The 10,892-nt window shown below is 67.8% G+C and carries 8 protein-coding genes; 4 read left to right on the top strand and 4 right to left on the bottom strand.

What is annotated here, in order from left to right; genetic code table 11:
* Positions 1 to 46: 46 nt before the first annotated feature.
* Positions 47 to 949 carry a LysR substrate-binding domain-containing protein gene (locus tag ACMZPQ_RS19600; protein ID WP_197580653.1) on the bottom strand — a complete coding sequence of 301 codons (903 nt, stop codon included), beginning with the start codon at positions 947 to 949 and terminating at the stop codon, positions 47 to 49.
* A 106-nt stretch (positions 950 to 1,055) separates the two neighbouring features.
* Between ACMZPQ_RS19600 and ACMZPQ_RS19595 the strand changes: the two genes are divergently transcribed.
* Positions 1,056 to 2,270: an MFS transporter gene (locus ACMZPQ_RS19595; protein WP_197580654.1), complete on the top strand. Its 1,215-nt coding sequence runs from the start codon at positions 1,056 to 1,058 to the stop codon at positions 2,268 to 2,270.
* An 86-nt stretch (positions 2,271 to 2,356) separates the two neighbouring features.
* Entirely contained in the window at positions 2,357 to 3,166 is an 810-nt protein-coding gene (dkgB, locus tag ACMZPQ_RS19590) for a 2,5-didehydrogluconate reductase DkgB (RefSeq protein WP_197580655.1), read from the top strand.
* 115 nt (positions 3,167 to 3,281) lie between these two features.
* Here dkgB and ACMZPQ_RS19585 read toward each other — a convergent pair whose 3' ends face one another.
* Positions 3,282 to 3,989, bottom strand: coding sequence for an alpha/beta fold hydrolase (locus ACMZPQ_RS19585; protein ID WP_312647162.1), 708 nt, complete (start codon positions 3,987 to 3,989; stop codon positions 3,282 to 3,284).
* A 98-nt stretch (positions 3,990 to 4,087) separates the two neighbouring features.
* On the opposite strand from ACMZPQ_RS19585, the gene ACMZPQ_RS19580 reads away from it, so the two are divergent.
* The gene (locus ACMZPQ_RS19580) at positions 4,088 to 4,468 is read left to right on the top strand and encodes a YbjQ family protein (RefSeq protein ID WP_197580657.1); all 381 of its coding nucleotides are present in this window, start codon (positions 4,088 to 4,090) and stop codon (positions 4,466 to 4,468) included.
* A gap of 24 nt (positions 4,469 to 4,492) precedes the next feature.
* Here ACMZPQ_RS19580 and ACMZPQ_RS19575 read toward each other — a convergent pair whose 3' ends face one another.
* Together ACMZPQ_RS19575 and mgtE are read right to left on the bottom strand one after the other, a co-directional pair.
* Entirely contained in the window at positions 4,493 to 7,219 is a 2,727-nt protein-coding gene (locus ACMZPQ_RS19575; RefSeq protein WP_197580658.1) for a bifunctional acetate--CoA ligase family protein/GNAT family N-acetyltransferase, read from the bottom strand.
* 129 nt (positions 7,220 to 7,348) lie between these two features.
* Positions 7,349 to 8,719 carry a magnesium transporter gene (mgtE, locus tag ACMZPQ_RS19570; RefSeq protein WP_053451136.1) on the bottom strand — a complete coding sequence of 457 codons (1,371 nt, stop codon included), beginning with the start codon at positions 8,717 to 8,719 and terminating at the stop codon, positions 7,349 to 7,351.
* Positions 8,720 to 9,062: 343 nt separating this feature from the next.
* On the opposite strand from mgtE, the gene ACMZPQ_RS19565 reads away from it, so the two are divergent.
* Positions 9,063 to 10,841: a monovalent cation:proton antiporter-2 (CPA2) family protein gene (locus ACMZPQ_RS19565; RefSeq protein WP_197580659.1), complete on the top strand. Its 1,779-nt coding sequence runs from the start codon at positions 9,063 to 9,065 to the stop codon at positions 10,839 to 10,841.
* The last annotated feature ends 51 nt before the right edge of the window (positions 10,842 to 10,892 follow it).

Raw genomic sequence — 10,892 nt, 5'->3', positions numbered from 1 at the left:
AGCCTGCGGTAGTGCCGGCCGCTGGCCGGCAACCCGGCTGCAACGCTCAGCTCACGTAATCGCTGCGTGCCATCGCGGCGGCCAGGTAATCCAGGAACGAGCTGATCCGCGCCGACACCGCCGTGTTGCGGTAGTACACCGCATGGATCGGCTGGAACACCTCCTGCGTCTGCGCAGCCAGCACCGGCACCAGCGTGCCGGCAGCGCGGTCGCGATCGGTGACGAAGTCGGACAGGCAGGTGATGCCCACCCCTTCCACCGCCAGCCGGCGCAGCGTCTCGCCACTGGACACGGCGATGTCCGGTCGCACCAGCAGCAGTCCCTCCGACTCACCGGGCAGCGGCCAGCGGTTCAGCGATTCCGGCTCGTTGAAACCAAGCAGGGTGTGCTGGCCCAGCGCGGCGACCGTGCTGGGCTCGCCCCACCTGTCCAGATAGGCCGGGCTGGCCACCAGCCGCAGTCTGCAGCGGCCCAGCGGCCGTGCATGCAGGGTGGAGTCGGCCAACGGCCCGATCCGGATCGCCAGGTCAGTTCGCCGTTCCAGCAGGTCGATGTAACGGTCGGAACTGTTCAACTCCAGCTGCACGTCCGGGTAGCGCTCCCGATAACCGGCCACCAGTGGCGCGATCACATGCAGCACGAATGGCATTGCCGCGTCCACGCGCAGGCGCCCGGCCGGGCGCTCGCGGCGCGCCGCCATCTGTTCTTCGGCCGATTCCACCGCATCGATGATCGCGCGCGCATGGCGCAGGTACGCCTCGCCCTCGGCGGTCAGGTGCAGGCGACGCGTGGTGCGGGTCAGTAGTGTGGTGCCCAGCTTGTCCTCCAGCCGCCCCAGCGCGCGGCTCACGCCCGACGGCGTCTGCCCCAGCTGCTCGGCAGCGGCGCTGATCGAACCGCTGTCGATCACCGCCAGGAAGGCCTGCATTTCATCAAGGGTGGTCTTCATGTCGCCATTATTGACTGCACGGCAAGAGTGATTGGCGTGAAGACCGGTTTTTCAGCGAAAGACGGCGGCGCAGACTGCGCAGCCTCTTCCCCTGCTGGACCCTGTCATGATCCGTGGCATTCCCCTCGCCCTGCTGGCGTTGACCCTCGGCGCGTTCGCCATCGGCACCACCGAATTCGTCATCGTCGGCCTGATCCCGACCATCGCCGCCGACCTGCAGGTCAGCCTGCCTTCGGCCGGCCTGCTGGTTTCCCTGTATGCATTGGGCGTGGCCATCGGTGCGCCGGTACTGACCGCGCTGACCGGCCGCGTGCCGCGCAAGACCCTGCTGGTGGCGCTGATGGTGCTGTTCACCCTCGGCAACGTCATCGCCTTCATGGCGCCGGGCTACACCTCGCTGATCGCCGCGCGCATCCTCACCGGCCTGGCGCACGGTGTGTTCTTCTCGATCGGATCGATCATCGCCACCGCGGTGGTGCCGAAGGAGAAGGCAGCCAGTGCCATCGCCATCATGTTCACCGGGCTGACCGTGGCGTTGGTGACGGGCGTACCGCTGGGTACCTTCATCGGCCAGCACCTGGGCTGGCGCGCGACCTTCCTGGCCGTGGCGGCGCTGGGCGTGATCGCACTGCTGGGTGCGCTGCTGTTCGTTCCGCGCAACCTGCCGCAGAGCGCACCGGCCAGCTTCCGCCAGCAGTTGGCGGTGCTGGGCCAGCCGCGCCTGTTGCTGGTCTATGCAATGACCGCACTGGGTTACGGCGGCACCTTCCTGGCCTTCACCTATCTGGCGCCGATCCTGCAGGACGTCACCGGCTTCTCGGCCAATGCGGTCAGCCTGGTGCTGCTGGTGTACGGCGTGTCGGTGGCCATCGGCAACCTGTGGGGCGGCCGCATGGCCGACCGCATGGGCCCGGTACCCGCGCTGAAGCGCATCTTCGCCCTGCTGGCGGTCGTGCTGTTCGTGCTCACCTTCACTGCCCACAGCACCTGGCTGATGCTGCTGACCGTGCTGGCGCTGGGCGCGGTGGCATTCGGCAACGTGCCGGGCCTGCAGGTGTACGTGGTCAAGCAGGCGCAGCGCTACGCGCCGCAGGCCAGCGACGTGGCCTCGGGCCTGAACATCGCCGCCTTCAACATCGGTATCGCCCTGGGCGCCTCGCTCGGTGGCCTGGTGGTGGAGCACATCGGCCTGATGCATACGCCGTGGCTGGGTGCGCTGGTGGTGGTGGGCGCCTATGCACTGACCGTGCTCAGCGGCCGCCTGGACCGTCGTGATGGCATCGATGATCGCGCCGACGGCATCGCCGTGGCCGCGCACTGATTCATGCAATGCAGCGTTGCCGGCATGCATACAGCACCTGCCCTACCCTCTTTCCTTTGCGACTCCCTCCCCCCTTGGAGCTTCCCATGACTGTCCCCGCTTTTGGCCTTGGTACCTTCCGCCTCAAAGACCAGACCGTGATCGACTCGGTGCGCAATGCACTGGAGGTCGGCTACCGCGCCGTTGATACCGCGCAGATCTACGGCAACGAGGCCGAGGTCGGCCAGGCCATCGCCGAGTCCGGCGTGCCGCGTGATGATCTGTACCTGACCACCAAGGTGTGGATCACCGAATTCAAGCGCGATGCGCTGCTGGCCAGCCTGCGCACCAGCCTGGAAAAGCTGCGCACCGACCATGTGGACCTGGCACTGATCCACTGGCCGTCGCCGAATGACAAGGTCGACGTGCCGATGGAGGAATACCTGCCGGCGCTGGCCGAAGCCAAGGCGCAGGGCCTGACCCGCGCGATCGGCATCTCCAACTTCACCATCGCGCAGACCCGCAAGGCGATCGAGATCCTCGGTGCCGACGCGATCGCCACCAACCAGGTCGAAATCCATCCCTACCTGCAGAACCGCCTGCTGGTGAAGTTCCTGCAGGACAACGGCATCCACATCACCGCCTACATGAGCCTGGCCTACGGCGAAGTGCTGAAGGATCCGGTGATCCAGGCCATCGCCGGCCGCCACCAGGCCACCCCGGCGCAGGTTGCGCTGGCCTGGGCGCTGCAGCAGGGCTTCTCGGTCATTCCGTCGTCGACCAAGCGCGAGAACCTGGCGGCCAACCTGGAAGCGGCGGCCGTGCGCCTGACCGACGAAGACATGGCGCAGATCGCCAAGCTCGACCGAGGCCAGCGCCTGGCCAACCCGGAAGGCATCGCCCCGGCCTGGGATTGATCCCGACCGTGTTTGCGGCACCGAATCGGTGGGTGCCGACCTTGGTCGGCACTGACCTGTGATCGAGCGATGACACAGCGTGCCGACCAAGGTCGGCACCTACCAAAGGCAGGGCCTACGCCTTGTCCTGCAGCAACCACCCACGCATGGCGGCGCTCACTTCATCCGGCTTTTCCATCGGCGCCAGGTGCCCGCAGTCAGGCACCACCACCAGCTGCGAATGCGGCACCAGCGCGTGCATTTCCTCGCTCACCGCCAGCGGGGTGATGCGGTCGTTGGCACCGCACACGATCAGCAGCGGGTCGCGGTAACCCGCCAGCACGTCATGCCCATCGCGGCGCTCCAGCGCGCTCTGGCGCAGGAACACGTCGGCGCCCAGCCGCGCGGTCATGTCGCGCACGCGCTGCACCAGCACGTAGTCGTCCAGCCGCGAGGCATCGATGTAGCTGCGCATCAGTGCATCACCGAAGCCATGGAACTTGCCCGGCAGGCGCACGCTGGCACGTTGGCTGCGGCGCTGCTCGGCGCGCTCGGGCGAGTCGGCGTGGATCGAGGTGTCGATCAATGCCAGCTGCAGCACACGCTCAGGAGCGATGCGCAGGATCTGCTGGGCGACGAAACCGCCCAGCGAAAAGCCCGCCAGCGCGAAGCGCTGAGGCGCCTGTGCCAGCACGTCCTCGGCCACCGCCTGCAGGGTTTCGCCACGGGTCTGGTCGCCCACCGTACAGTCGGCAAGATCGGCCAGGTCGGCCAGTTGGGCGCGCCACAGCTCGGCGTCGTTGAGCAGGCCAGGCAACAGCAACAGGGGGATACGGTCGGTCATACGGGTATTGTCGCGCCGGCCGGGTGACGGAACCATGCCGCAACGGGTGATTGCGTTGTAGAGTCGAGCACGCTCGACTCTACGACACGGACGCGACCATGGCAGACCCCTACAACAGCAACCCTACCTCCCCACCCGCCCTGCGCTTCGAGGATGCACTGGTCACCACCGCCTTCGAACTGCCCGGCTACCGGGTGGCGCGCAACCTGGGCGTGGTGCGTGGCATCACCGTGCGCTCGCGCTCGATCGTCGGCAATTTCCTCGGCGGCATCCAGACCCTGTTCGGCGGCAACATCACCATCTACACCGAACTGTGCGAACAGGCGCGCGAGGAAACCTACCGCGACATGGTCAAGCACGCGCGGCAGCTGGGTGCCAATGCGATCATCGGCATGCGTTACGACGCCACCGACGTGATGACCGGGCTGACCGAAGTGCTGTGCTACGGCACGGCAGTGGTGGTGGAGTCGTTGCGCTGAGGCCGGTGTGCCGCCGGACGTGATTCACGCCACCGGGGGCACCTCCGGCACCTCGACCTGCTGCACCGGCAAGGTCACCATCATCACCGTCGGGTCGTCCGGGTCGAGTTTCGTCTTGAAACCCAGGCTCTGGCACATCGCCAGCATGGTGCTGTTCTCGCGCAGCACCTGGCCCTCGACCACATCCAGGCCCAGCCACTTGGCGTATTCGATCATGATCGCCATCAGCCGCCAGCCGATGCCGTGGCCCTTCAGGTCCGAGCGGATCAGGATGCCGTACTCGCCGCGGTGGTAATCGGCATCGGCGTGCAGGCGCACCGCACCGAGCATCTCGCCGCTGCGTGGTTCAATCGCCACCAGTGCGATCGAGCGCGCGTAGTCGAGCTGGGTCAGGCGCGCGATGAACTCGTGGCTGAAGTGCTTCACCGACTGGAAGAAGCGCAGGCGCAGGTCCTCGTCGCTGACCCGGGCAAAGAACGCACGGAACAACGCATCGTCTTCCGGGCGCACCGGCCGCACGAAGGCACGGCCACCGTCGGACAGTTCAATGGTGCGCTCCCACTCCTTCGGGTACGGGAACACCGAAAAACGGGGATGGCCGCGGCCCTTGTGCAGGATGCGCGAGGGCGCAATGGCGACGCGCGCATCCAGGGCGAGGATGCCCTTGCCATCGACCAGCAGTGGATTGATGTCCAGCGTGCGCACTTCGGGAATGTCGGCGGCCAGCTGCGCCAGCTTCACCAACGCCAGCGCCAGCGCGCGCTCGTCGGCGGCCGGCACGTCACCGTAGGCCTTGAGGATGCGTGAGGCGCGAGTCTGGCCGATCAGTTCATGGGCCAGGCGCAGGTCCAGCGGCGGCAGTGCCAGCGCCTTGTCGTTGATCACTTCGACCGCAGTGCCGCCACGACCGACCACGATCACCGGGCCGAACGTGGCGTCGTCGGCGATGCCGACGATCAGCTCGCGCGCCTTCGGTCGGATGATGGTCGGCTGCACCAGCAGCCCGTCGATGCGCGCATCCGGCCGCAGTTGGCGGGCACGTGACAGGATCGCATTGGCCGCGCTCTGTACCGCCGGCAGCGTCCCCAGGTTGAGGCGCACGCCATCGACTTCCGACTTGTGCGGAATGTCCGGCGACAGGATCTTCAGCGCCACGCTGGCACCACGCTCCAGCAGTGGCTGCGCCAGATCCATCGCCTCATGCGCATCGCGCGCGTGCATTACCGGCGCGGACGGGATGCCGTAGGCCTTCAGCAGCTCGTGGGTGGCCAGCGGGTCCAGCCACTGTTGGCCATTGGCCAGCGCGGCATCGACCAGTGCGCGGGCGGAGGCCGTGTCGACACTGAAGTCCTGTGGCAGGCTGGGTGGCGTTTCCATCAGCGCGTTCTGCGCTTCGCGGTAACGCACCAGATGCTGGAAGCCACGCACGGCTTCGGCCTCGGTCGGATAGGTCGGCACCCGCGCCGCGTTGAGCGTGGCGGTGGCCTGGTCGTCGTTGCCCAGCCACACCGCGAACACCGGCTTGTCGCGGTGGTGGCGCGGGCGCAGGCCGAGCGTACGGGTGAGCGCCTGCGCAGCGTCTGCGGAGGACGTGAACGCGGTCGGCACGTTGACCACCATCACCGCGTCGTTCTCGTTGTCGGCCAGCAGCGCTTCGATGGCCGAGGCGTAGCGGTCGCCGTCGGCGTCAACCACGATGTCGACCGGATTGCTGCGCGACCAGCCCTGCGGCAGCACCGCGTCGAGCTTTTCGATGGTGCTGTCGGACAGGTTGGCCAGCGTGCCGCGCAGTGCGATCAACTGGTCCACGGCGAGGCGGCCGACACCGCCGCCGTTGCTGAGGATGGCCAGGCGGCGGCCGGGGAAGGTGCCCAGCCGGCCCAGTGACTCGGCGGCGGTGAACAGTTCGTCCAGCGCGCCGACGCGCAGCAGTCCGGCGCGGTTGAACGCCGCGCCGTAGACATCGTCGGCGCGCGCAAGCGCCTGCACATGGGTATCGCGGCTGCCCGGCTGCACGCGTTCGGCGCGGCCCGACTTCACCACCACTACCGGCTTGGCACGGGCGGCGGCGCGCGCGGCCGACATGAACTTGCGCGCGTCCTTGATCTGCTCGACATAGAGCAGGATGGCGCGGGTGCGGTAGTCGGTGGCGAAGTAATCGAGCAGATCGCCGAAGTCGACGTCCATGGTGTCGCCCAGCGAAACCACGGCAGAAAAACCGACCGAGCGCGCCACGCCCCACTCCACCAGTGCGGCGGCAATGGCCGAGGATTCGGAGATCAGCGCGAGGTCGCCGGCCTGCGGGAAATGCGCGGCGATGCTGGCGTTGAGCCGCGCATGCGGCGCGATCACGCCCAGGCAGTGCGGGCCCAGGATGCGCAGGCCGTGCTTGCGCGCCACCGCCTCCACCTGCGCCGACAGCGAGCCGGGGCCTTCGCCCAGGTGCGCGGTGAGGATGATCGCGGCCTGCACGCCACGCTCGGCCGCGGTGCGCACCACCTGCGGCACGATCGCCGCCGGCGCGGTGATCACCACCAGGTCGGGCACCCAGTCCAGGTCCTTCAGCCGCTTGACCGTGCGGATGCCATCGATCTCGGCGTGCCGCGGGTTGATCCACGCCACCTTGCCGGGAAAGCCGGTACCGCGCAGGTTGCGCATCACCGCACGGCCGGCCGAGCGCTCACGCGGGCTGCCACCGATCACCGCGACCGACTGCGGACGGAACACAGACTGCAGATGGTAGGTACTCATGTGCCTACGGTACACGGACTGGCGATGCAGCGGCATGATCGTGCGCAGGCCCCGGGCACCGTATCCACGCATGGCGTGGATCTACCGCCGGGATCTGTAGATCCACGCCATGCGTGGATGACAGCCCGACTACAACAACGTGCCGTGCAGGATCATCGCGGCGATGCTGAAATAGATCACCAGGCCGGTCACGTCCACCAGGGTGGCCACGAACGGGGCCGAGGCGCTGGCCGGGTCGAAGCCGAGGCGCTTCAGGATGAAGGGCAGCATCGAGCCGGACAGCGAGCCGAAGGTGACGATGCCGACCAGCGCCGCACCGATGGTGATCGCCAGCAGGATCCAGTGCTCGCCGTAGTCGTGCAGGCCGCCGAGCTGCCAGATCACGATGCGCACGATGGCCAGGCAGCCGAGGATGGCGCCGAGCACCATGCCGGTCGGGATCTCGCGCAGGGCCACCTTCCACCAGTCGCGCAGGCGCAGTTCGCGCAGCGCCAGGCTGCGGATCAGCAGCGAGGTGGCCTGCGAGCCGGAGTTGCCACCCGAACTCATGATCAGCGGAATGAACAGGGTCAGCACCACCGCGCGTGCCAGCTCGTCCTCGTAATGCTGCATGGCGCTGGCGGTGAGCATCTCGCCCAGGAACAGCACGCTCAGCCAGCCAGCGCGCTTGCGCAGCATTTCGAGGAAGCCGATCTGCATGTACGGCTTGTCCAGCGCTTCCATGCCGCCGAACTTGTGCGCATCTTCGGTGGATTCCTCGATCAGCGCATCCAGCACGTCATCGACGGTGACGATGCCGAGCATCTGCTGCTGCGCATCGACCACCGGGATCGCCAGCAGGTCGTGGCGGCGGATCAACCGCGCCACTTCTTCCTGGTCCATCAGCGCGTCCACCGTTACCGGCGGGTTGACCTGGGCCACGTCCAGGATCGACTCCTCCGGCAGGCCGGTGATCAGCCGGCGCATGGTCACCACCTGCTGGAGGTGCTGGCTGGCCGGGTCCAGCACGTAGATCGCGTACACCGTTTCGCGGGTGCGCTCCACCTGGCGGATGTGCTGCAGGGTCTGCGCCACGGTCCAGCTGGCGGGCACCGCCACGTACTCGGTGGTCATCAGCGCGCCGGCGGTGTTGGGCGGGTAGCTCAGCAGCTTCTGGATAGCCTGGCGGGCATCGGTGCCCAGCAGCGGGATCAGCCGCGCGCGCTCGTCCTCGTCCAGCTCGTGGACGATGTCGGTGGCGCGGTCGTCGGCCATCAGGCCCAGTAGAGCCGCCGCCCGCGCGGGCGGCAGCGCGGCCACCAGCTCGCCGCTGCGGTGCAGTTCCGGCGCTTCAAGCATCTTCACTGCACGCGGCAACGGCAGCGCCGCCAGCGTGTCAGCGGCGCGGGTCAGTTCCAGCGTGTTGAGGAACTCCACCGCGTCGGCGGTGTTGTAGTTCGCCAGCGGTGCGGCCAGGGCAGCAGCATCGGCCCCTGCGCGCAGCAATTGCTTCTGGTTCATCGGTTCTGCCTTGTGGGGGTGCGACCTCGCGCAACGCCAACGCAGGCAAACCGTCCCGATGTCAGGCGGTGGCCATCGCTGGCGTCGAACGAGGTCGACTTCTACTGTCGCTGGACATGGGTTGGGGACTCCGGGATGCGTGTGCCGGCGGACGCGCCGCCAGCGGCGGGGAGTCTGGACCTGCCGGGCAGGCAGGTCAACCCGGGGTCAGCCGGCAGCGTTGCCTGCACGCGTGTCCTCGTGCGTACACGCACCGGCGCGCATAATGATGCGGTGGCGTTCGCCTTGCCTTTCCTCCTCCGAACGGACGCGCGGCCGGTTCCCCCGATGACCAGGTATTCCCATGCATAGCGGTGGTCTGGAACTGGCGCTGGTGCTGCTGCTGGCGGCGGTCATCGCCGTGCCGGTGTTCAAGAAGTTCGGCTTCGGCGCGGTGCTGGGCTACCTGGCGGCCGGCGTGGTGCTGGGTCCGGACGGGCTGGGCTTCGTGCAGGACGCCGACCGCATCCTCGGCGCTGCCGAGATCGGCGTGGTGATGCTGCTGTTCGTGATCGGGCTGGAACTGTCGCCGGCACGCCTGAAGGTGATGCGGCGCTCGGTGTTCGGTGCTGGCGCGGCGCAGGTGGCGCTGTCCGGGCTGGTGCTGGGCGGCCTGTTGCTGCTCGACCATTTCCAGTGGAAAAGCGCGCTGGTGGTGGGTGTGGCGCTGGCGCTGTCGTCCACCGCGGTGGGCCTGCAGTTGCTGTCCGAGCACAAGGCGATCAACAGCGACCATGGCCGGCTGGGCTTTGCCATCCTGCTGTTCCAGGACCTGATCGCGATCCCGCTGCTGGCGGCCATTCCGCTGCTGGGCGGGGTCAAGAACGAGACGCTGCGCTGGGAGGATGCCGCCGTGGCGCTGGGCGCGCTGGCAGTGGTGATCCTGTGCGGGCGGCCGGTGCTGCGCAAGGTGTTCAGCATCATCGCGCGCACCCGCAGCCCGGAGGTGTTCACCGCCACCGCCCTGCTGGTGGTGCTGGGCACCGCCTGGTTCATGCAGGAAGCGGGCCTCAGCCCCAGCCTCGGCGCGTTCCTGGCCGGCGTGCTGCTGTCCGATTCGGAGTTCCGGCACGAACTGGAAGCACAGATCGAGCCCTTCAAGGGGCTGCTGCTGGGCCTGTTCTTCATCGCGGTGGGGATGGGCATCGACCTTGATCGCATCGCTGCCGAGCCGTGGCTGATCGCTGCAGGCGTCGGCATCCTGCTGGTGGTCAAGTTCAGCCTGCTGTACGCGGTCGGCCGCATCGCGAGACTCAGCCCGCGGCAGTCGCTGCTGTTGGGCAGCGTGCTGTGGCTGGGTGGCGAGTTCGCCTTCGTGGTGTTCAACGAAGCGCAGCGCGCGCACCTGCTGGGCAACGCCAACCATGACCGGCTGGTGGCCATCGTCGGCCTGTCGATGGCGATCACGCCGCTGCTGATGATCGCGCTGCTCAAGCTGCTCGGCCAGGAAAAGGCCGCACCGCGCCAGGCCGCCGAGGCTGACAAGGTGGCACCGGACAACCGGCCGAAGGTGCTGATTGCCGGCATGGGCCGCTTCGGCCAGGTGATCGCGCGCCTGCTGACCGCGCAGAAGGTGCCGTTCGTGGCGCTGGAGGCGAACCCGGACACCGTGGCCGACCTGCGCCGCTTCGGCAACCAGCTGTACTACGGCGACCCGACCCGGCCTGAAATGCTGCGCGCGGCCGGTGGCGAGCACATCGATGTGTTCGTGATCACTGTGGATGACCCGGAGACCAACCTGCGCGCGGTGCGCATGGTGCGCCGGCTGTATCCGGATGCAACGGTGCTGGCGCGTGCACGCAACCGCCAGCATGCGTGGCGGCTGATGGACATGTCGGCTGAACCGTTCCGCGAAGTGTTCGGCACCAGCCTGGAGATGAGCGGCCGCGTGCTGACCGCACTGGGCGTGGCGCCGAACGTGGCCGAGCGCCATGTACAGCGCTTCCGCGAGCATGACGAACAGCTGCTGCGCGACCAGTACCTGGTCTACGACGACGAGGCGGCCGTGATCCAGACCTCGCGCGATGCACGCAACGACCTGATGCATCTGTTCGAGGCCGACGCGGAAAGCGACGAAAAGTAGGCGTGCCGACCAACGGTCGGCACCCACCCGATCGATGGTGAGCCCGGTAGT

Source organism: Stenotrophomonas maltophilia (assembly GCF_047497515.2).
Classification (GTDB): domain Bacteria; phylum Pseudomonadota; class Gammaproteobacteria; order Xanthomonadales; family Xanthomonadaceae; genus Stenotrophomonas.
The sequence above is the reverse complement of the archived record's forward strand: the minus strand, read 5'-3'. Positions and strand labels throughout refer to the sequence as shown.

Coding starts and splice junctions, on each gene's coding strand:
- mgtE (WP_053451136.1), bottom strand. CDS start 8,719: ATGAACCAGAAGCAATTGCTGCGCGCAGGGGCCGATGCTGCTGCCCTG.
- dkgB (WP_197580655.1), top strand. CDS start 2,357: ATGACTGTCCCCGCTTTTGGCCTTGGTACCTTCCGCCTCAAAGACCAG.
- ACMZPQ_RS19565 (WP_197580659.1), top strand. CDS start 9,063: ATGCATAGCGGTGGTCTGGAACTGGCGCTGGTGCTGCTGCTGGCGGCG.
- ACMZPQ_RS19580 (WP_197580657.1), top strand. CDS start 4,088: ATGGCAGACCCCTACAACAGCAACCCTACCTCCCCACCCGCCCTGCGC.
- ACMZPQ_RS19575 (WP_197580658.1), bottom strand. CDS start 7,219: ATGAGTACCTACCATCTGCAGTCTGTGTTCCGTCCGCAGTCGGTCGCG.
- ACMZPQ_RS19600 (WP_197580653.1), bottom strand. CDS start 949: ATGAAGACCACCCTTGATGAAATGCAGGCCTTCCTGGCGGTGATCGAC.
- ACMZPQ_RS19585 (WP_312647162.1), bottom strand. CDS start 3,989: ATGACCGACCGTATCCCCCTGTTGCTGTTGCCTGGCCTGCTCAACGAC.
- ACMZPQ_RS19595 (WP_197580654.1), top strand. CDS start 1,056: ATGATCCGTGGCATTCCCCTCGCCCTGCTGGCGTTGACCCTCGGCGCG.